The organism is Phenylobacterium sp., assembly GCF_044372605.1.
Taxonomy (GTDB): domain Bacteria; phylum Pseudomonadota; class Alphaproteobacteria; order Caulobacterales; family Caulobacteraceae; genus Phenylobacterium.
In genome coordinates this window covers 1-19,442 of record NZ_JBILRO010000002.1, presented here as the reverse complement: position 1 = coordinate 19,442, position 19,442 = coordinate 1, and the positions used below count along the sequence as shown (strand labels likewise).

Sequence of the window (19,442 nt, the reverse complement as noted above, 5' to 3'; positions counted from 1 at the left end):
GGAACAAACATGCAGCCGTCGGCGATTTCAGGTCAGGTTCAATCGGGAAGTTCGATGCCGAAGATCGCCATCGTCGGCAGCTGCATTACCCGAGACCTGTGGCCGATACGTGGCGGCGGCAGCGAACAGCTGCTCTATGTTTCGCGTACTTCGCTTGCCAGCCTGCTGGCCTCGCCGCTCCCGGACTTTCGGCCGGCCCGGATCCCGCCGGGCGACCTGCATGCGCACGAACACAAGGCTCTGGTCGCCGATCTCGAGAAGACGGCTCTGGCGCGGTTGGTGGCGTTCCAGCCGACCCACCTGATCTTTGACTTTATCGATGAGCGCTTCGACCTCATCTCGACGCGCGGGACCCTGGTGACCCACAGTGCAGAGCTGGTGCGGAGCGGCTATCTGTCGCGCGCGCCGTTCAGAAGCTGGCGGCCGATTTCCAGACTGTCGGCGCCCTGCGATCGGGTGTGGCGCGACGCGGCGCGCGCCTTCGCGACGCTGCTGGAGCGATCAGAGCTTCGACGGGCCGTTCCCATCCTGCACTCGGCGCGGTGGGCGACCCGTCAGCGGGACACCTCCGGGGCGATCTCCGAGATCCGGGATGTCGAGATCCTGAGCGGCAGACCGACCGCAATTGCACCGTACAATGCCCTGCTGGAACGCCAGGAAGCCGAATTCCTGCGCCTGATGCCGCCTATGGCGAGGATCGACGCCGATGCGTTCCGGTTGGCGGATCCGGATCACCAGTGGGGCCTGAGCCCCTTCCACTACATTCCCGAATACTATGATGAGGTCCGCCGTCAGCTCGGCCTGCTCGGGCTATCCGGTGCGTTCAGCGAACAGCCCGCCGCGCCCAGTGCTCCAGTGGCGTGAGCCCGGCGCGAATCACCTCCGGACGCGCCACTATGTAGGCGGCGGTGGGCGCGCCAGGCTGCGCCTGGCTGACCTTCCAGGCGCCGCCCCTCAAATAGTCCACGACAGGATTGACCCCTGCGGGAAGGTCCGCGCCCCGGGCGGCGACATAGTACGCCAGATCAAACCACGGGCTGGGACTACGACCTTCGAATCCGCCCCTCGCGACAAAGTGCAGCAGTGGGGGAATGCCGGCTTCCGCAACATCCGGCCATTGCTCGAGATACCAGGCGGCGTCGAACAGCGGGTGCGGCGAAAGACCCCGGCTCCAACCGGACGCCAGATAGTGCAGAAGCGCCGGCTGGTCCGCTGCCTCGGGCGCCTGGCGGACATACCAGTCCACATCAAACAGAGGGTGAGGGCTGAGGCCCCGTCGACCGCCCTCCCGCAAATAGTGGGATAGGGGGTCCTCGCCCCGGGCGAGCCCCGGCGACTGCGCCAGATAGTGGGGCGGATCGAACAGCGGATGAGGGCTGGTCGCGCCGGCCGCGCCGACGCGCAGATAGTGCTCCAGTGGTGTCAGGCTGGTCTGCGCCAGCCCTTCCGCGTGCTCTGTGCGGTAATATGCATCGTCAAACAGCGGTCCGGGCGATCGTCCCTCGCGGCCGCCCGTGGTGAGGTAGTGGGCCAGAGGCGTTAGCCCCCGCGTCGCCACATCAGGGTTTGCAGCAAAGTACCAGGCGGCATCGAAAAGACCTGCGCCGCTGCGGGGCTGGCTAGCCAGACCACTGCGCCAGATCAGGATCGCGTGGCCCACTGGCCCCAGCCTGGCGAGAATCCGGTCGGCAAGCTGGCTAAGGCGATTGTGACGGCGGGTCGTCGAAGGATAGCGAGCTGCGTGGGCCGCCACGGCCTGGTCACGCAGTCGCACCTCAAGCTCCGCGCGCTGGATCATCGATTCCTGAACCGCAAGGGACAGCTCGGATCGCGTCAGCGCCTCGCGGACCTCCGCTTCATGGGCGAGGCGGTGCGCGCCGTCAAAGTCACGCTTCAGGGCGCCGATCCGGTCGACGACGGCGCGTGCCTTGTGGAGCAGGCCCGACGGCTGCGGATGTTCCCCGGCCCGTTGTTCCGTCATCGGATACCCTCGGCGTCCAGCCAGGACTGAAAACTGCCGGGGCCGGACGCAAAAGGATTGGCGAAGGCCGTCTGGAGATCGCCGCGTTCGCGATAGAGCACGCGGGCGGACTTCGTGATCGGCGTTCCATCTTCGTAGGTGTCGAAGGCCCACCAACGGTCGGGAATCGCAGGGTCTGTGGCCGCAGCGATTTCCCGCTTGTACCAGGCCCAGATCTCATAAACCGGGAAGTTGCGCCCAGCATACCGGCGGGTCATCGCGTCGCCCACTGCGCCCAACTTGGTGAAGTGCCAGAAGCGCAGGTCCACGCCGTTGACGGTGATACGCCCGTCCTTCTCAACAGAGATCTTGCGGGTCGAAAGGTTCCAGCTGGCGACATTGTAGCCGGGATCGCGGATGATCTTCAGACGGTCGAACAGGGCCGGCACGTGATCGCACCACCGCTGGTCGACAAACAGGCCGTTCGGCATGTCGTCGTAGCAGTAGGAGAGCAGCCGGTCGTTCCACCACTTTGCGAACCGGGCGCCCTCACCCGTCGTCCGGATCGCCACAAATCCCAGATTGAAGATGCCGGTGCGAGACGCCGAAAGGTCGTTGTCGAGGATCGCGGCGTGATCGTCGTTAGCGTCCACCAGGTGCGGGGTCAGGAGGATGTCGTGGTGTTCCAGCCAGTCTTCCAGCGGCGCCAGACTTCCCAGCGCTGCCGTGTCGGGATCCATGTAGATCACGGCGTCAAAGCCCCAGCTGCAGGCCTGGTGGATGAAGGGGCCCTTCACCGCCGTGCAGACCTCCACCACATCGTGCTTGAAAAGCCAGCTGTCGAAATCGGGGATACCCAGGTCGCCCGCCCACACCAGGCGGTCAAACGGCTCGCTGGCGGGGTCAAACCGGAAACCTTCCGGAGGACGATCCGTGATCAGCGCCGCCAGCTCCCAGTCCGGATGGAACTTGCGAAGCGTCTTGAACAGCACCCGCGCCCGATTGAGATACGAGAAGGTGAAGCTGGAGTAGCAGAGGATCTTCATGGGCTGGACGAGGTCGCCAGATCGAGGGTGAGGGCGCTGTAGACAAGGTCATAGAGCATTGGCCGCCGTTCCGCGCGGGCAAGTTGCAGTATGGTGCCGGTCTCGAAGGCTGCGGCCAGCTCCGCCTCGTTGTCGATGACCTGGCCGTGGCCCCTCTCCCGGACAAAGGCGGCCACATTGCCGCTGTCGGGGCCTGTAATCACGGCGCAGCCCGCCGCTGCGGCCTCATAGGCGACAAACGAGAAAGTCTCCCGACAGAGCGGCCAGACCAGCACGGCATCGGCCTGCACCGCCTCCAGCGCCATCTTCATCGCCTGAGGGTTGTCGGCGACCGCCTCGACGCGCTCGAACCGGTGGGGCATGGCCAGATCGGGGTGGGCGCCGAGGTGGATGAATTCGTAGCGCGGGTCTTGCCCAAACCGCGCCGCGAGATTGCGAAAGATCGCCCAGCCTTTGTGTGGCGCGGGGAAACCGGCGTAGGCGATGAGGAAGGGGCGGCGGGCCGGCGGAATCGGCGACGGCCCCAATGGCATCAGGCGGGCGTGCGGCAGGACGTGGGTGCCGGTCGCCGGCAGCTTCGTGGCGCGCCGCCAGAGATCCAGAGCGCTCCGGGATGGCGCGGCGACTTGGAGATCGAGCCGCTCGAACAGGCGTGCGTGCCCCTGGATATGGCGGTCACGCCAGGGACCAAACAGGCAGACGTTGCAGGCCGCGCTTCCGGGCGGCGGCGCGCCACAGTCCTCCACCTCGTTTCTGAGCAGGTGAAAGCCCGCGCAGAGACTGGCAAAGTCGTGCAGCCAGAACACGCCTTGTCGAAGTCCCAGAGCAGCCAGAATGTCGGCGACCTCATCCGGCGCGTGGCCAAGCAGGCTGTGGATCGCGAAACTGCGCCCGGAGGCGTCGTCGTTGGCTACAAATGCCAGAACCCGCCGCAAGGTGTCCGGCGAGACAGCGCCCAGTGGCTGACCGTTCCAGACGACGGCCAGGGCTTCGACGTCATCCGGTCCGCGCACCAGGGTCCAGGGTCGCGCACCGTGCAGGTGCAGATGGTCCCGGCCAAGCTCGGCAAGCCGCGCAGCCTCCCGTCGGATCGTGAACTGCAGGCCGCCCGTATTGGTGGCGTAGTTGTCCTGGCTGAAGGTCACATGGACCCGCGCCAGCCCGTCCGGCGCTGTGGAAAGCACGGCATACAGATCGTCTTCGGGCAGAAGCGGCACGTTGATCGATTGCAGCCGGGCGAGGCGGACTTCAATGGGCGTCAGACCCTCGATCAGCTCAAACCGGAATCCAAGCGGAGCCTCCTGCGGCGCAGTTTTTGGCCGACCGTGAGTGAGATGATGGAGGAACGGGTTGGCGCCTGATGCGGCGATATCCGGAAAGGCCGCGAGATATTCCAGAACCGAGAAGTCAGGGTTGGGATCCCGACCTTCGTGCCAGCCGTGCGCCATGAAGTGTTCCAGAGGGTCGGCGCCAGACGCCGCGACATCGGGATAGCGTGTCAGGTAGAAGGCGCGGTCGAAGGCGCGGGCGACGACCCGGCTATCCGGGTCCAGCTCCGGGCGCGTTGCCTTCCAGCCAAGCCGCGCGGCGAACATCTCGATCCGGGCTTTCATGAGCCCGCTCCAACCAGGTCACCGGTCATGCCGCTATAGGCGAGCCGATAGCGCCGGGGTTTGCGCCGGTGGCGATGGAGAGACAGGATTTCGCCCGTGCTGAACGCATGGCTCAGGGCCGCCTCTCCATCCAGAACCAGACCCCGACCTCGCTGCGCGGCAAAGGCCGCCACGTTGCCGCTGTCCGGGCCGGTCACGACCATGGCGCCGCCGGCTGCCGCCTCGTAGGCGGTGAAGGAGAAGGTCTCGCGGCAGGCCGGCCAGATCAGGGCTACGTCGATCTCGAGCGCTTCCACCGCGTCCTGCATGGCCTGGGGTCGCTCCAACGTCGCCATAACACGGTGAAAGGCGGCAGGAGTCGCAGGATCCGGGCGTCCGCCGAGGTGAAGAAACGCGTACCGCGGGTCCGTAGCAAAGGAACGGGCCAGGGCGCTGAATACCGGCCAGCCCTTCAGAGGCACGGGCATGCCGACGAAGGCGACACGTAGGGGCCTGGCCCCCGAAGCCGCCGGCGCGGGACCTGCCGACACGAGACGCGCCAGGGGCAGAACCACGTCCCGCGGCGGCATGAGCGTGGTCCGGGCACGCCAGAAGTCGAGCGTGTTCTGTGAAGGCGCGGCGACCGTCAGCGAGAGGCGCTCGAAGAGCCGCTGGTGCGCCTCAGTGTGGCGGGCGCGGTGGTCGCCATAGAGGCAGACGCCGCAGGCCGCGCTGTCGGAAGCCGGCGCGCCGCAGTCCGTCACATCGTTTCGCTGGAGGTGAAAGCCTGCGCAGAGACTGGCGAAGTCGTGGAGCCAGAAGAATCCTTCGCGCAACCCGGCTGCCTCGAGGATGTCAGCCGTTTCGTCCGGCGCGTGGCCCAGCAGGCTGTGGATCGCAAAAGAGCGACGGCCGCCGGGCGGCAGCCTCCCCAGAACCATACGAATCGCGTGTGGCTCGAACACGCCCAGGTTCACGCCGTTCAACATGACACCCAGAGGCCCCGGCTCATCGTCCCGACGCACAGTGGGCCACCAAGCGGCGGGATAGAGATGCATATGATCCCGTCCCAACTGCGCAAACCGCAGGCTTTCACGGCGGACGCAGAGCTGGAGGCCGCCGGAATGTTCGACGTAGTTGTCGTGGCTGAAGGTGATGTGCAGGCCCGGCCGCAGAGCCATCAGGGCGGCGCTCAGGCGCTCTTCCGGATCAGTCTGAAGATTGGCGCCGACCCGCACCGCGCGCTCGATACGGTCCGCGATCGGACGCAGCCGCGAGATGACGTCAAACTCCGGGCCCAGGTCATGCCGCGGGGCCCGCCCTTCGGCGCGACCAGCGATGACGTAGTGCGCAAACGGGTTGAGGCCGCTGACGGCTATGTCCGGGTGGGCGTCCAGGTAGTCGCGGACCGAGAAGCCAGGCGTCGGGTCGCGACCCTCAAGCCAACCTGTACGGCGGAAGTGAACGAGGGGATCCATCCCGGAGGCGGCCACGTCCGGATTGGCCGCAAGGTAGAAGGTCGCGTCGAACTCCCGGGCAATGGCGGCGTCTGATTCCGCCTCGGAAATGGTGGCTGCCCGCGATTCGGGGGCTTGTCCGAGCGACAGGGGTCGCCACGGCTGCGGCGACCAGGCGGCGGCGACATAGTAGGCGCGCGCGTCGCTAGAAGGTGCGACCTCCCGGCCCTCGTCGCGGCCCTGGGTGAGATAGTGAAACAGCGGCTCGAGGCGTAGCCGCTTAACGTCGGGATTATCCAAGAAGTAGCTGCGCGTGGAGAACCACGGGGCCGGGTCACGGCCTTCACGCCATCCCTGGACGCGGTAGTGCCAAAGCGCATCAATTTCGGCCGGCAAGTCGTCGTAGACCGCCCGGTAGAACGCCTCGTCGAAAACGCTGGCGATCACCCGATGGAGGTCCTCGGCGCTCGGTCGTGAGAGAGCTCGGGCCGGGGCGGCCATGGCGACACGGTTCCTGTTCGGGGCAGCCCGGCTGGTTTGCAACAGTTGCCCGGCGCGATCAACCGCTTGCGGCGGCCGCGCCTGAACCGTACCACCTGCATCAGGATGAGCCGCGCACCCGCACCCTCAAGGTCGACGCCCAAACCGGTCAGGACACCGCGCCCGCGCGTGGCTTATCTGGTGCTGGGCATGCATCGTTCGGGCACCTCGGCGGTGACCCAGCTGCTGGCTCTGGCGGGAGCGTCGCTGCCGGCCAATGTGATGCCGGGCGATGAGCACAACCAGAAGGGCTACTTCGAACCCTGGAAGATCGCGATCTTCAACGATGAGCGGCTGCGCGCCGCCGGCTCGGCATGGGACGATGTGTTTGCCTACCCCTATCGGCCGTTGCCCCCCGCGCTCGAGGCCGATTGGCAGATGCGGGCGGGCCGGCTGTTCGACGTCGAGTTTCGCAAGACGACCTGGCCCCTGATGAAGGACCCGCGCGCAACGGTGCTCCTGCCCATGTGGCGGGCGGTGCTGGCGGAGCGCCAGATTGCTGTGCGGTGCGTGATCCCGGTGCGTCATCCGCTGGATGTGGCCGGCTCGCTGGGGCGGCGCGACGGCTTCGCGCTTGAGAAGTCCGTCCTCGTCTGGAGCGCCTACATGCTGGCGGCGGAGGCCTACACCCGCGATCTGCCACGCGCCTTCACCGGCTATGACGCGTTGCTGGCCGATTGGCGTAAGGAGGCCGCTCGGATCGAGGCGGCGCATGGGGCGCCCCTGCCAGGGCTGACCGAGGCTGCAGCCCGCAAGATCGACACCTTCCTGACTCCAGAACTGCGGCACAATGCCAGCGCGGGCGGGCTTGAGGCGCTGGGCTGGGCGGGGCGGCTGGCTGCAGACGTTCTGGGCTGGTTCGAGGCCGCCGCCGCCGGCGCATCGCCGCATCGCGCTGTGCTGGACGCAGCCGCCGCCGAGCTGGAGCGCCGTAACCGGGAGTTTGGCATGCTTGTGTCGCCCGCGGCGCGGGACCTGGCGGCGGCACGCGCAGACCTGCTGGCGACCCGGCAACAGCTCGAAGGCGCAACGGCGTTTCAGGCCGAGCTGCGCGCCGACATCGAACGGCTGGAAGCCGGCTGGCGGGCCGATCAGGCGCAACTGCAGGACGCACTCACCCTGTTGTCCCAGCTTGACGCCCAGATGGACGCAGCTCTGGCTGTCGAATAGACGCCCCTACGATCTCTGGCGGCGCAGCGCAGGATCAATGGCCAGGTAGAGCGCGCCCGTGATCGCCGCCAGATCGAGCACGTAGAGGTACCGATAGTCGCAGGCGATGGAGATCGCGAAGAAGCTGGCCGCAAAGCCCAGCGCACCAGCCATCATCGCGGCGATCACCAGGTCCGCCGGATCTCGCCGGACCATTAGCCAGACGAAGACGATGAACGCGATCCCGGCGTAGACGAGATGTGACATCGCCGGGGTGTCGAAGTACCAGGTGGCGTAGTTGTAGATTCGCCCGTCGTGGGCGTCGGCCCGACCGGGAATACCCAGTTCGCCCAGCGCCCGGGCCGGGCCGGTAATCCCGACGTGGACCGGAAGACAACGCATTATCGCCGGCGTTGCGACCACTTGCTGGAACGCCAGCAGGCGACCCTGCAGATAGACGCCTGTATCACCGGTGATCAGGTCCAGCCACTCGGCCTGGACGACGTCTCGTGGCACACGCGGCAAATTCTGGCCCAGCCAGGCGTCGGCTGTCAGCACATCCACCCGCTCAGGCGAATAGAGCCGGTCTGCGTTGGCGCGGAGGTAGGCCCCGACATCGGGCGCGACAGCGTCGATCCTGGGCGTGGGCCGGTTCGGGCTGATTGCAGCCGCGGCGGCCAGGTCGTAGCTCTGGAGAAGTCGCACCCCCTTGCCGCCCGCATTGTCCGGTGCGCCGACACCCTGTGGGCGGGCCGTAGCGCTCAGGATCAGCGCCAGCGCGAGTACGGCGACCAGCCAGCCCAGCGCCAGGCGGATACCCGAACCCCAGCCTAAGCGGGATCGCGCCCCGGCCAGCGCCAGTGCCGCGGGCAAGGCGAAGATCAGACCGTTCTGGCGGAGTAAGCCTGCGACCGCGAAGAGCAGCGCCGCGATCGCCAGACCGACCCAGGGAACCCGCCGCTGAGGATCGCGGACGCTGAAGGCAAGCGTCACGAAGCCGGCCAGCGTCGCCACGGCAAACCAGACGTCCTTCCAGACGATACCCGGATAGATCAACACCTGCGGCAGGACGATCACCGCCAGCGCCAGAACGGGGGCCAGCCAGGTGGTGCGCGGCCTGAGCCACGGCAGCGCCATCCAGGCGCCAAAGAGCAGCACGCCACTGAGCACGGTCGCCAGCGCTCCGCCGGGATGCAGGCCGTCCAGAACGCCCAGTAGCCAGCCGAAGATCGCGGGATTCCAGGTCTCGCGCACCTGGAAGCGCCCCTCGTGCAGGGCGAGCACTGAGTCGACAGACATATGTCCCGGCCAGTTGAGCGCCAGCATTCCGATGAGCGCAGACGCCAGTACCAGCCACAGGGCCCAGCGCGCGGGGACGCCTCGGGCCGAAATCAAGGTTGATCCTCGGTCGCAAGATCCCGCAGGACGGCGAGATAAGGATGGATCGGGCGGCTGGGAGCGTTCAGGACATCAAAGTTCATCGCCTGCAGCAGAAACTGGGCGCCCAGAATCACCGGAAGGGCGGCCAGCATGACCACACCGGCCGACGCGGCCTGGCCCGGCGTCCGGTTGGCGAGATAACTCAGCGCATAGGCCACCCCGAACAGGGTGGACATCAGGCCGAACACCAGCTCCAGCGTGGCGGCGTTGAAGTCGCGCACGAAATACTGACCCACCACCCGCCGGGCGAAGTTCCGCGCGTGCTGGAGTGCGAACGGGCCCACGATCTGGCTGATCCGGATGTTGGAAATCTCGTCAGCGTAGCGTGCCGGCATTGGAACATCGCGGACGACCGCGCGCAGCGTGCCCAGATGATACAGAAGGTCAGTCTCGAAGAAGAAACGGCGCGACACCTGCTTTTCCAACACCAGCCGGGCCACATTGGCTTCCAGCGCCGTGTAGCCGTTGGTCGGGTCGAAGATGTTCCAGTAGCCGGTCGAGAGCTTGGCGGCGAAACTGAGCATGGCGTTGCCGAGCACCCTGACGGTCGGCATTGCGGTCAGATGGCTGATCGAGGTGAAGCGATTGCCCTTGGTGTAATCGGCCTCGCCCAGCAGGATGGGTGCCACCAGCTGGGCCGCGTGGGCCAGGTCCATCTGGTCGTCGCCGTCGACCTTGACGAGCACGCGGGCGCCTCGTGCGACAGCCTCGGCGTAACCGGCCAGTGTGGCGCCGCCCACCCCCTGGTTCAGCGCCAGGCGAATCACCACCACGCGGGGATCGGTGTTTCGAGCCTCGATCAAGTCGCCGGTGGCGTCGGGACAGGCGTCGTCCACGCAGACTACGCCCTCGATCCAGTTGGGCGTTTTCGCCAGAACCCGCAGGACGCGCTCGCCCACCTTGTAGCAAGGCACGATGAGCCAGACGCCCGAACCCTCCAGGCTGAGCGAATGCGACGCATAGGCCAGACCTGGCTCAGCAGGCGGTCGTCGCGCGGGCATGTGGGTCGGGGGGATGGCCACGGCACCCGGCTTACAGCCAACCCCGGTGCGGCGCCAAGCCGATGCGGAGCGTTTGGTTTGTGTGGCGACACGTCAGCCCTTGATGCGCATCAATGCCGATCCCCGTCAGGCGCCCTCAGTTGGAGCCGCACAACCCTACGGAGCCCACCCCATGTCCAAGTCACTGGTTCGTGAAATCAAGCACAATGCCGAAGACTCACTGGAAGATCTCGCCAAGGCGCTACACAAGGCCGCAGACGGGCTCTCCGATGACGCTGAACACGCCGTCGCCGCTGCGGCCAAGGCGCTGCGCGATGCCGCCACGATGATCGGTAACAACACACCGGAGCCTGCCAAGGCGGTTGCTCGCAAGGCGGTGGCCGAGGTCAAGGCCCATCCCATCGCCTCGACTGCGGCCCTGCTCACGGCGGCAGCCGCACTGATCGGCCTGCTGGCTTCGACGCGTCAGAAGACCACAAAGTAGAGCGTGACCAGTCCGGAACAACCGCGACAGCGTATCCAGTTCAACTGCGGGTGATGGTCTGACGCGGGCGCTGCACGGTTGCACGGCGCGTTACCGCTGTTCGGGCCGACCCTCTGCCTTGCGCCCCGCGACTCTGCCTGTTACCTCCCCGCCTTCGCCCGGGAGAGGCCATGGATACCGCCACCCATATGCTGCGGACTGGACAGCGCGGGACGCTGTTCCAGCTACAGATGGCCGGACGGGACCTGCGCAATTCGTTCGGACGGCTGGGGCTGGCCTGGTCGCTGGCCTGGCATGATGTGTCTTCGCGCTATCGCGGGTCGATCCTGGGACCCTTCTGGATCACGCTCTCGATGGGTCTGATGACCCTGGGGATCGGGTTTCTCTACGCCAACCTGTTCTCCATCGAACTGCACATCTTCCTGCCCTATGTGGCGCTGGGGATCGTGTTTTTCGCGGTGATGACCGGCACCATCAACGAGGGCTGCGACACCTTTGTGCAGGCGGCGGGGATCCTTTCCCAGACCAGCCTGCCGATGCTGACGTTTGTCTGGCGCACGGTGTTTCGCAACCTGATCAACCTGGCGCACCATCTGGTGATCGTGGTCGGGGTGCTGATCTTCTACGGCTACTGGCGGACCGCCGACGCGCCCATGGCGCTGCTGGGGCTGGTGCTGATGGTGGCGAACGCCAGCTGGCTGTCGCTGCTGGTGGGGATCGCCTCGGCGCGATTCCGCGACATTCCGCAGATCGTGATGTCCGTGATGCAGTTCGCCCTGTTCATGAGCCCGGTTTTCTGGAAACCGGATCGTCTGAAGGACTATCAGGCGTTCCTGGACCTTAACCCGTTCTACCACCTGCTGGAGGCGGTACGCGCGCCGTTGCTGGGTACGCCGGTCGCGCCTGGAACCTATCTGTTTCTGGTCGGCATGGCGGTGGCAGGCTGGCTCGTCACCTTCCTGATTTTCGCCCGGACGCGCCGCCGGATTGTGCACTACCTATGAAGCCGCCCCCCGTCTCCATCACCTGTACGGACCTGACGCTCAGGTTCCCGGTCTATGGCGTCGACGCCAAGTCGCTGAAGAAGGCGCTGGCGCGCGTGGCCGTAGGCGGGCGACTGGGCCGCCATTCGGGCGTTACCGACGTCACCGCCCTGCAGAGCGTCAGCCTGAAGCTGGAGGCCGGCGACCGGCTCGGCCTGATCGGTCACAACGGCTCGGGCAAGACCACCCTGCTGCGGGCCCTGTCCGGCGCCTATGAGCCGGATGAAGGCGTGATCGAGGTACAGGGGCGGATCGCAGCCCTGCTGGACCTGGGGCTGGGTATCGACCCCTCGGCGACTGGCTATGAGAACATCCGTCTGCGCGGCCGCATTGCAGGGCTGACGGCGAAGGAGATCGATGCGCGGATGGACGAGATCGCCGCCTTCACCGGTCTCGGACCGTTCCTGGCGATGCCGGTAAAGACCTACTCGGCGGGCATGCAGGGCCGTCTGGCCTTTGCCGCCGCCACGGCAGTGGACTGCGATGTGCTGCTGATGGACGAGTGGATCGCCGTCGGGGACGCCGAATTCCAGAAGCTGGCGCACAAGCGGCTTCTGAAGCTGGTGGAGCGGGCGGGCATCCTGGTGCTGGCTACCCACGAGGCGCCGCTGCTCAAGCTCTATTGCAACAAGGTGATGCGGCTGGACGGCGGGATTGCGTCGGAAGTCATGGACATCCGCAGGGTGGATGAGCTGCTGGCGACCTAAAGCTCCTCCGGCGGCTTCACGTGCCGAAACTGGTTCAGCAACAGCACATCATAGGCCACCTTCAGGCCGCCACCGATCAGTAGCGGCCAGGGAAATACGAAGACGGTGAAGAGGGCTCCAGCCAGCGCCGGGCTTAAAGCTGCGGCCAGACTGCGTGGTACATTGGTGATCCCCGCCGCCGCCGCCCGCTCGGGCGGCGTCACCACCGCCATCACGTATGAGGTGCGGGCCGGCACATCCATGCTGGAGAGGGCCGCGCGCACAATCAGCAGGCCCAGCGCGATCGGCAGTGTCGGCGCAAAAGCTGCCGCCATGACGCAGAGGTTGGCGGGCACATGGGTGAAGACCATCGTGTTTATCAGTCCAATCCTTCCCGCGATCCGCCCGGCGAGGAACTGCGAGGCCGCACCCAACAGCCCGGTCCAGAAGAAGAAGACGCCTGCCGTGGCCAGAGACATGTCGAACCGATGGAACAGCCAAAGCGCCAGCAGCGACTGCACCAGAAAGCCCCCGCCGAAGGAATCCAGGCTGAACAGCGCGGCCAGCTGGAACACCCGCTTGCGCGAAGGGCCAAGGCCCGTGCGCTGGGCCGTGACCTCCGCCGCCTCCTTCGGCAGCTGGCGATAAAGCAGGAAGGCGGCGATGCCGATCAGGCCATAGAGCGCAAAGGCAGCCTCCAGCATATCGCTGCGGGGCCGGGCCAGCAGGCGGGTCGCGGATCGATCAGGCCGACCGAAAGGGCCCCCAGCGCCACGCCCACGGCGCCCACCACATTGTACATGGCGAAGCGGGTCGTCCGGTCTGCGTCGGGTCCGGCGTTGGCCATCATAGCCTGTTCCAACGGCACGAAGACACTGACATCGCCGCTGGACGGATTGAGCGTACCGACAAACGCCACGATTATCAGAGGCCAGAAGCTCTGGGCCTGGGAGAACGCCAGGCCGGTGATCAACATCAGAAGGCAGCTCAGCATCAGCAGGCCGCGCGCGCTGACCCGGTGGCCGGCCATGCCAACTGCGAGGGTCAGGATGGCCGAACCCAGCATGGCGGCTGTCGCCACAAGACCCACCTCGAACGGCCCAAGGCCCAGGCTGGTCAGATAGACCGGCAGCAGCAGGGCGGTGAAGCCATCGCCATAGCCCCGGATCGCCTTGGTGATCAGAAGCAATCGGGCGCTGCGCTTGAGGTCCACGGACGCCCTACCCGGCGCCTGTCTTGACGTACCAGTCGTCGACGTTGGACAGAGCCTCGAATTTGCGCACATAGCCCGTCGAGGTGAGGAACGCGTGGATCAGCGCCCGGCGTTCGGTATGGTTGTGTTCCACCGTGATCAACCGCACATCATGGGCGGACCAGTCGAAATGCTGCAGGATGTCGAGCTCCGAGCCCTCGGTGTCGACGGACATATAGTCGCTGCGGCGCGGGGCGTTCCAGAAGGCCAGCAGGTCGTTGAGCGAGACGGTTTCCACGGGATAACGCGCGCCCGTACGGCGGCTTTCGGCGTGCATGTCGCTGTCGGAAAAGCTGTCGATGGTGGCGTGGGCGGCGATCTCGGGTTGATTGAAGGTGAGGGTGCGACCGGTTTCGATCCAGACGCAGCGCGTGTCGATGTGGCAAATGCGGTTCTGTCGCAGCGCCGTCTGCCAGACGTGCGCGGGCTCCGCCAGAATGCCTCGCCAGCCCAGCTCATGCTCCAGATACCAGCTGTTGCTGAACTTCACGCCGTCGGTGGCGCCGAACTCCACGAAGTAGCCGTCGCGCAACGACCCAAGTTCCCAGGCCACCCATAGATCCTGCAGGAACTGCGCGCGGCTGCTGGCCAGGTGGGTCAGGCAGAAGTGGATGAAGGCCAGCCGCTCATCCGCCGCGCCGCGCGTCTGGTCCCGCAGACCCGCCAGCGCCTCGGTGATCTCTCCGAAGGTGAACTGGCGCATGCGCGGGAGGTCTCGCGGTGGGGCAGGAAGGCTGAAGCCACGCTTTGTTAGGCCCCGGGGCGGCAGGCGACAAGCTATGGTGCCGGGACCCTCCCGTTCTCCCGGATCTGTAGGTCTCAGGTGAGTGTCTCGCGGCGGCGGCTCGGTATCCGTGACACCGCACGAGCCAGATCCGGCGCGCCGACGATCAGAGTTACGGCCAGATGGGCCATCAGCGTTGCGATGGCCAGGGTGGCCAGCAGCAGGGCCGCAGGAGATCCCGCACCCATCAGCACCAGGACAAGATTGGCGAAGACAAGGTCCTTGTTGGCCACGAAAGGTAGCCGCGCCAGCAGCAGACGACTGGCCAGCAGCACCAGCCATACGCCCAGCCCGACCTCAGGCAGCGCCAGCGACCAGAGCAACAACGTCAGCCCTGTGGTCGCGATCATCCGCGCGGTATGGATCCACGCCACAAAGACCAGCTCCGGGCGCGTCAGCGAGAACACCCGTTTGCGGAACAGCAACACCCCGAAGGTCAGCGCGACCATCGCAAGACCGGGCCACAGCGCGGGACCGAGCTGATGCGCGAGATCGATCCGGGTCAGGCTGATCGCACTGACCAGCAGCAGGATCAGGGTCTGGACGTTGCCGCCCAGAGCCGAGAGGATGTTGACGTCCTTGACCGCCCCGAATGGCGCCTCGCTGAGATCCGCCCGGCTTTTGGCCCAGACGTAGAAGTAGAGCTCGCCGCTGTAGCCGAACAGGACTTCGTTGATGACCACCTTGCGCATCATCACCCCGAAACTGCGGACAGGAAGCCGCCAGAGCCGCTGGAAGATCACCTGATCGGCCACGGGTTGAGCCAGATAGAGCAGGACGAACACCAACCAGACAGCGGGCGACAGCCCCTGAACGGTGGCGAGGGCTTCCGATGACACCTGGCTCAGTTGCAGTAGCGTGACGATGAACAGCGCGATCGCGAACAGGCCGCCCGCCCAAGGCGCCGCGGCCAGCGCAATCCGCTTCAGTCGAGCCTTGCGGGTTTCAGGTCCGCCGGATGCATCGGGCGTTTCCAGGGTCATACGGCCGTGGCGCTTTCGGCGTGCCTGTCCCGAATCAGCCGGTCGTAGAGGTCGAACAGTTCGACATAATGTTGGCTGTCACTTCGGACTTCCGTTGCGGCCTGCAGGCTAGCGGCCCTCAGCGCAACCGGGTCGCGGGCGAACAGGCGCAGAATCGCCGCCGTTGCGGATCCCACATCTGCCGACCGATAGATCTCGCGCACCGACGGCGGGGCGAGTTCCGAGCAGGCCCCGCGATCCGGAAGGACCACTGGCAGACCCGAAGCCAGCGCCTCGGCGATCACAAGTCCGAAGGTCTCTGATTCGCTCCCGTGCACGAGGCCGTCGACGCTGGCGAACAGCTTGGCGAGATAGCTTCGATCCCGCGTGGGCGTCATCAACTGGACGTTGGGATAGCGCCGCGCCGCCCGGGCCACCCGCGCGCGATCCATACCGTCGCCCAGAATCAGCAATCCAATCGGCTGTTCGGGGCGATTTGCCGCAGCAACGGCGGCGGCGATCATCGGCCAGCGCTTCTGCGGGTGAAATCGTCCGACCCCGAGCAGCACCTTGCCATCCGGCGGCAGGCCCAGATCGCTGACCAGCCCGGCGTGGAGCGCGTCGTCACGGAGCGCAGGGGAAAATGCGCTGCAGTCGGCGCCCAGAGGGATCGTCGCCAGGGGCCCCATGTCCAGATCGCGCAGCCGTCTGCCAAGCCAGACGCTGCCTGCAACCGAACTGTCAAAGTAAGTCGCTAAGCGACGGAGGTGAGACCAGAACCCCGCGAAGAGCTGATCGATTCGGTCCGGATCGACGTGGGGGGCCAGCCAACGCTGGGGATAGGAGGCGACGGGATCCGCATGCCAGAACATCGCCTTCGCAGCGAATCCTGCCCAGCTCGCAACAATCCATGCGCCGCGCCAGGGCGACGAGGCTTCGACCAGATCGGGCTTCAGCCGGTCGAGGTGCGCGTGCACCGGGCCAGCATGGACAAACATCCAGTAGTTGGAATCAAACGGCAACCCCGGCGAACGCACCCAGATCACTCCGCCGCCCGGGCGCGCCTCGAACCCGTCCTTCGGGCCCGGAGCGATGACGAAAAGCTCGTGGCCCGCCTCGGCGGCAGCTATGAACTTGCGATCGATGTAGGTCCGTACGCCGCCACCGTTCGGCGCATAGAACTCCGCCACATCGACTATTCGCATCTTCCACCCCTGATATGCCGCCCGGGCCGTCAGATCCCTGGCGCTGCGTCACGCCGGAGTGACCGGCGAATCGCCCAGCTCTCCGTAAGGCCGCTACGTGACAGGACGTCGCGCACAAAGCCTTACCGGAAGGGCGGGCCCCGGATGCTTGAGATGGCGCCCGTTCGACGGCGCCTCTCCACCAGGCGGCCAATTTCATGTTCGAGAGACTATCAATGACCACAGAGCGGCCCACAAGCAGCGCCTACCTGCAGCGACCGGCGCGCGTTGCCCTGTTCTCGGGCAACTATAACTGCACACTCGACGGCGCCAACAAGACCCTCAACAGATTGGTAGACCACCTCCAGTCGCAGGCCGGCGTCGAGGTTCGCATCTATTCGCCGACTGCCCCGAAGCCTGCGTTTGCGCCGGTCGGAGAACTGGTCTCGGTGCCTTCATTCGCCATTCCACTGCGGCCGGAGTACCGCGTGGCCATGGGGCTGCCGCGTCACATTCAACAGGATGTCAGAGCGTTCAAACCCGACATCATTCATCTGTCGGCGCCGGACCTGCTGGGCTCGGCGGCCCAGAGCCTGGCCCGGAAACTGGATGTGCCTGTGGTCGCCAGCCTGCACACCCACTTCGAGAGCTACCTCGACTACTACGGCCTTGGCCTGCTCAAGCCCTGGATGGAACGGCGTCTGGCCGCCTTCTACAACGGCTGCGACTATGTGCTGGCCCCCAACCCATCAATCGCCGAGCAGGTGCAGCGGGACTCGCCGGCCGCGCGCGCGCGGGTCTGGGCGCGGGGCGTGGAGCCGCAGCTCTTCAATCCGGAACGTCGCAGCGACGCCTGGCGGCGAGCCCGCGGTTTTGCCGACGATCGCCCGGTGGTGGTGTTCCTTGGGCGGGTGGTTATGGAAAAGGGTCTTGGAGTCTTCGTCGAGACCATCCAGGCGCTGGAGGCTGCCCGCGGTCCGGTCCAGGTGCTGGTGGTCGGCGACGGCCCGGCCCTGCCCTGGTTCCGGGAACGCCTTCCCCACGCGGTGTTCACCGGCTTCCTCTCTGGAGACGCCCTGGCGACGGCGATCGCAAGCGGCGATATCTTCTTCAATCCCAGCAGTACCGAGACGTTCGGCAATGTGAACCTTGAGGCCATGGCCTCGGGACTGGCCATGGTATGCGCCGACGCGCCCAATTGCCGGGCCCTGGTGGAGCCGGGGCGAACCGGAATCCTCTGCCGCTCGCATGACCCGGGCGCCTACGCCGAGGCGATCCTCTCCCTCATGGATGACCCGGCCAGGCGCCTGGCGATGGGCCGCGCGGCACATCTGGAGAGCGCGGCCTATCTGTGGCCCCGGATTCTGGACCAGATGGTGAGCGTCTATCGTGAAGCCATGGCCGCACCGCGACCCGGCTTGCGCACTCGCGCTTCCGGCCCGCGTCTGCTGCAACCAGCCTACGGCGGGCTGACCGCCGCCGGGCCATTGCCGGGCGAGTGATGCCTTGCACTCTTGCCAGGTCCAGACGGCGACAGGCGATGCCTTCGCTGCGGACAGACGGTCGTCGAACATGAACACGGATCTGGCCGCTCCCGCTCATCGTCCTGTGGATAAGGGTCCGCAGTTCGGGCGCCGCCCGCCGATGACCTCGACGGCGCGGACCTCCAGGGCCGCCCCGCAGCCAGCATGGATGCGCCCCACGATTGGCGGCCTGATGAACCGCTACCTGCTCAGCCGTACCTTCGGCCCCATGGCCGCCGTCCTGACGAGCACCATGCTGGCCTTTCTGCTGGAACGGGTGCTCAGATCGTTCGATCTGCTGGCGCAGACACAGGACGGGTTCAGCTACCTCGTGGGGCTGATGATGAACCTTGCTCCGCACTATCTGGGCCTGATCCTGCCGGTCGGCTTCTTCATCGCGCTGTTCGTGGTGGTGAACCGTCTGAACAACGAATCCGAGATCGACGCCATGCTGGCCAGCGGCATGTCACTGGGACGGATCGCAGCGCCGTTTGTGGCGCTGGGCGTGGTGCTGATGCTGCTCAGCCTGTTGCTCTATGGTTTCATCCAGCCCTACAGCCGCTACGGTTATCGCGCCGTATTGCATGCCGCCGAGAACGCCGGTTGGAGCGGCCAGATCCAGCCCAGGGCCCTGTTGTCACCAGACCCCAGCCTCTTGCTGACCGCCGAGGGCGTGGACCCCACGGGACAGCGACTGCAGAAGGTGTTCCTGCGCCGGCTTTCGCCTGGCGGCCGCGAGGACGTGCTGACGGCCGCAACCGCAGACATCCATCACAACCAGGACGGCCTAAGTGTGACCCTCGATCTACGGGACGGTCAGCAGCTGAGCACGAACCCGACCGGCGCACCGCATCTCCTGACCTTCTCTGAGTTGACCGTGCGCCTTCCCCTGGCTCCGGCAGCGCGGCTGCTGCGCAGCCGCGGCAGCGGCGAGGAAACCGAGCTCACCCTCACAGAACTGGCCCGTATGGGCTACGGAGGCCCCACGCCGGCCCTCCCTCGCGAGACCCTGCTGGCCGAACTCTACTCGCGACTGGCGCGGGCGCTGGTGCTGCCCCTGATGCCCCTGCTGGCCGTACCCTTCGGCCTCTCGGCGAAGCGCGCGCAATCCCGCGCGGCCTTTGCCATCGCCGGCCTGCTGCTCTTTGCGTTCCAGACCTCCCTGCTGCTCGGCCAGAGCCTGGCGGACAAGGGAGCAGCGTCGGCGGCCACCGTGATCGGCTGGCCCTTCGCGATCTTCTCGACCATATGCCTGCTGACGTTCATCTCCAGCCGGAAGACCCCGGGCGAGAACCCGGTCAACCGGCTGGCGGAGTTCGTCTCGGATCGGTTGCGCGCG

General features: G+C 66.3%; 18 protein-coding genes. 7 read left to right on the top strand and 11 right to left on the bottom strand.

Going from position 1 to position 19,442, the window contains the following annotated elements; genetic code table 11:
• Positions 1-54: 54 nt before the first annotated feature.
• Positions 55-864 (top strand): DUF6270 domain-containing protein, encoded by an 810-nt coding sequence (locus ACIQ42_RS00380; RefSeq protein ID WP_397420246.1) that lies wholly within the window; start codon positions 55-57, stop codon positions 862-864.
• Here the strand turns inward: ACIQ42_RS00380 and ACIQ42_RS00375 are convergent.
• The 4 genes from ACIQ42_RS00375 to ACIQ42_RS00360 are packed head-to-tail and all read right to left on the bottom strand — an operon-like array spanning position 824 to position 6,556.
• Positions 824-1,981: a hypothetical protein gene (locus tag ACIQ42_RS00375; protein ID WP_397420245.1), complete on the bottom strand. Its 1,158-nt coding sequence runs from the start codon at positions 1,979-1,981 to the stop codon at positions 824-826. The genes ACIQ42_RS00380 and ACIQ42_RS00375 overlap by 41 nt on opposite strands.
• Positions 1,978-3,006 carry a hypothetical protein gene (locus ACIQ42_RS00370; RefSeq protein ID WP_397420244.1) on the bottom strand — a complete coding sequence of 343 codons (1,029 nt, stop codon included), beginning with the start codon at positions 3,004-3,006 and terminating at the stop codon, positions 1,978-1,980. Before ACIQ42_RS00370 ends, ACIQ42_RS00375 begins: the two co-directional genes overlap by 4 nt.
• Positions 3,003-4,619 (bottom strand): hypothetical protein, encoded by a 1,617-nt coding sequence (locus ACIQ42_RS00365; protein ID WP_397420243.1) that lies wholly within the window; start codon positions 4,617-4,619, stop codon positions 3,003-3,005. The genes ACIQ42_RS00370 and ACIQ42_RS00365 overlap by 4 nt, the downstream gene beginning before the upstream one ends.
• Positions 4,616-6,556: a hypothetical protein gene (locus tag ACIQ42_RS00360; RefSeq protein ID WP_397420242.1), complete on the bottom strand. Its 1,941-nt coding sequence runs from the start codon at positions 6,554-6,556 to the stop codon at positions 4,616-4,618. The genes ACIQ42_RS00365 and ACIQ42_RS00360 overlap by 4 nt, the downstream gene beginning before the upstream one ends.
• A 168-nt stretch (positions 6,557-6,724) precedes the next feature.
• Between ACIQ42_RS00360 and ACIQ42_RS00355 the strand changes: the two genes are divergently transcribed.
• Positions 6,725-7,765: a sulfotransferase family protein gene (locus ACIQ42_RS00355; protein WP_397420241.1), complete on the top strand. Its 1,041-nt coding sequence runs from the start codon at positions 6,725-6,727 to the stop codon at positions 7,763-7,765.
• 6 nt (positions 7,766-7,771) lie between these two features.
• Here ACIQ42_RS00355 and ACIQ42_RS00350 read toward each other — a convergent pair whose 3' ends face one another.
• On the bottom strand, positions 7,772-9,139 hold the full coding sequence (locus ACIQ42_RS00350) for a hypothetical protein (RefSeq protein WP_397420240.1): 1,368 nt from the start codon (positions 9,137-9,139) through the stop codon (positions 7,772-7,774).
• Positions 9,136-10,206, bottom strand: a complete 1,071-nt coding sequence (locus ACIQ42_RS00345) for a glycosyltransferase family 2 protein (RefSeq protein WP_397420239.1) — start codon at positions 10,204-10,206, stop codon at positions 9,136-9,138. Before ACIQ42_RS00345 ends, ACIQ42_RS00350 begins: the two co-directional genes overlap by 4 nt.
• A gap of 151 nt (positions 10,207-10,357) precedes the next feature.
• Between ACIQ42_RS00345 and ACIQ42_RS00340 the strand changes: the two genes are divergently transcribed.
• The 3 genes from ACIQ42_RS00340 to ACIQ42_RS00330 all read left to right on the top strand — a co-directional run bounded on the left by ACIQ42_RS00340 (position 10,358) and on the right by ACIQ42_RS00330 (position 12,419).
• The gene (locus tag ACIQ42_RS00340) at positions 10,358-10,669 is read left to right on the top strand and encodes a hypothetical protein (protein ID WP_397420238.1); all 312 of its coding nucleotides are present in this window, start codon (positions 10,358-10,360) and stop codon (positions 10,667-10,669) included.
• Between the two features lie 170 nt (positions 10,670-10,839).
• Entirely contained in the window at positions 10,840-11,673 is an 834-nt protein-coding gene (locus ACIQ42_RS00335; RefSeq protein WP_397420237.1) for an ABC transporter permease, read from the top strand.
• A complete protein-coding gene (locus ACIQ42_RS00330) occupies positions 11,670-12,419 on the top strand; it encodes an ABC transporter ATP-binding protein (protein WP_397420236.1) in 750 nt (249 codons plus the stop codon). Before ACIQ42_RS00335 ends, ACIQ42_RS00330 begins: the two co-directional genes overlap by 4 nt.
• Here ACIQ42_RS00330 and ACIQ42_RS00325 read toward each other — a convergent pair.
• From ACIQ42_RS00325 to ACIQ42_RS00305, 5 genes are all read right to left on the bottom strand, one after another.
• On the bottom strand, positions 12,416-13,102 hold the full coding sequence (locus tag ACIQ42_RS00325; protein ID WP_397420235.1) for a hypothetical protein: 687 nt from the start codon (positions 13,100-13,102) through the stop codon (positions 12,416-12,418). The genes ACIQ42_RS00330 and ACIQ42_RS00325 overlap by 4 nt on opposite strands.
• A complete protein-coding gene (locus ACIQ42_RS00320) occupies positions 13,069-13,611 on the bottom strand; it encodes an MFS transporter (RefSeq protein WP_397420234.1) in 543 nt (180 codons plus the stop codon). Before ACIQ42_RS00320 ends, ACIQ42_RS00325 begins: the two co-directional genes overlap by 34 nt.
• 7 nt (positions 13,612-13,618) lie before the next feature.
• A complete protein-coding gene (locus ACIQ42_RS00315; RefSeq protein WP_397420233.1) occupies positions 13,619-14,353 on the bottom strand; it encodes an FkbM family methyltransferase in 735 nt (244 codons plus the stop codon).
• Positions 14,354-14,469: 116 nt separating this feature from the next.
• On the bottom strand, positions 14,470-15,417 hold the full coding sequence (locus tag ACIQ42_RS00310) for a hypothetical protein (protein WP_397420232.1): 948 nt from the start codon (positions 15,415-15,417) through the stop codon (positions 14,470-14,472).
• A complete protein-coding gene (locus ACIQ42_RS00305; RefSeq protein ID WP_397420231.1) occupies positions 15,414-16,601 on the bottom strand; it encodes a glycosyltransferase in 1,188 nt (395 codons plus the stop codon). The genes ACIQ42_RS00310 and ACIQ42_RS00305 overlap by 4 nt, the downstream gene beginning before the upstream one ends.
• A gap of 215 nt (positions 16,602-16,816) precedes the next feature.
• Between ACIQ42_RS00305 and ACIQ42_RS00300 the strand changes: the two genes are divergently transcribed.
• On the top strand, positions 16,817-18,082 hold the full coding sequence (locus tag ACIQ42_RS00300; protein WP_397420230.1) for a glycosyltransferase family 4 protein: 1,266 nt from the start codon (positions 16,817-16,819) through the stop codon (positions 18,080-18,082).
• A 190-nt stretch (positions 18,083-18,272) separates the two neighbouring features.
• Positions 18,273-19,442 (top strand): LptF/LptG family permease (locus ACIQ42_RS00295; protein WP_397420229.1); only part of this gene is annotated, 1,170 nt, incomplete at its 3' end.

What these genes read in the sequence shown, in the direction of transcription:
- ACIQ42_RS00365 (WP_397420243.1), bottom strand. Translation starts at nt 4,619, where the DNA reads ATGAAAGCCCGGATCGAGATGTTCGCCGCGCGGCTTGGCTGGAAGGCA.
- ACIQ42_RS00380 (WP_397420246.1), top strand. Translation starts at nt 55, where the DNA reads ATGCCGAAGATCGCCATCGTCGGCAGCTGCATTACCCGAGACCTGTGG.
- ACIQ42_RS00325 (WP_397420235.1), bottom strand. Translation starts at nt 13,102, where the DNA reads ATGCTGGAGGCTGCCTTTGCGCTCTATGGCCTGATCGGCATCGCCGCC.
- ACIQ42_RS00300 (WP_397420230.1), top strand. Translation starts at nt 16,817, where the DNA reads ATGACCACAGAGCGGCCCACAAGCAGCGCCTACCTGCAGCGACCGGCG.
- ACIQ42_RS00360 (WP_397420242.1), bottom strand. Translation starts at nt 6,556, where the DNA reads ATGGCCGCCCCGGCCCGAGCTCTCTCACGACCGAGCGCCGAGGACCTC.
- ACIQ42_RS00370 (WP_397420244.1), bottom strand. Translation starts at nt 3,006, where the DNA reads ATGAAGATCCTCTGCTACTCCAGCTTCACCTTCTCGTATCTCAATCGG.
- ACIQ42_RS00315 (WP_397420233.1), bottom strand. Translation starts at nt 14,353, where the DNA reads ATGCGCCAGTTCACCTTCGGAGAGATCACCGAGGCGCTGGCGGGTCTG.
- ACIQ42_RS00375 (WP_397420245.1), bottom strand. Translation starts at nt 1,981, where the DNA reads ATGACGGAACAACGGGCCGGGGAACATCCGCAGCCGTCGGGCCTGCTC.
- ACIQ42_RS00335 (WP_397420237.1), top strand. Translation starts at nt 10,840, where the DNA reads ATGGATACCGCCACCCATATGCTGCGGACTGGACAGCGCGGGACGCTG.
- ACIQ42_RS00305 (WP_397420231.1), bottom strand. Translation starts at nt 16,601, where the DNA reads ATGCGAATAGTCGATGTGGCGGAGTTCTATGCGCCGAACGGTGGCGGC.
- ACIQ42_RS00330 (WP_397420236.1), top strand. Translation starts at nt 11,670, where the DNA reads ATGAAGCCGCCCCCCGTCTCCATCACCTGTACGGACCTGACGCTCAGG.
- ACIQ42_RS00340 (WP_397420238.1), top strand. Translation starts at nt 10,358, where the DNA reads ATGTCCAAGTCACTGGTTCGTGAAATCAAGCACAATGCCGAAGACTCA.
- ACIQ42_RS00310 (WP_397420232.1), bottom strand. Translation starts at nt 15,417, where the DNA reads ATGACCCTGGAAACGCCCGATGCATCCGGCGGACCTGAAACCCGCAAG.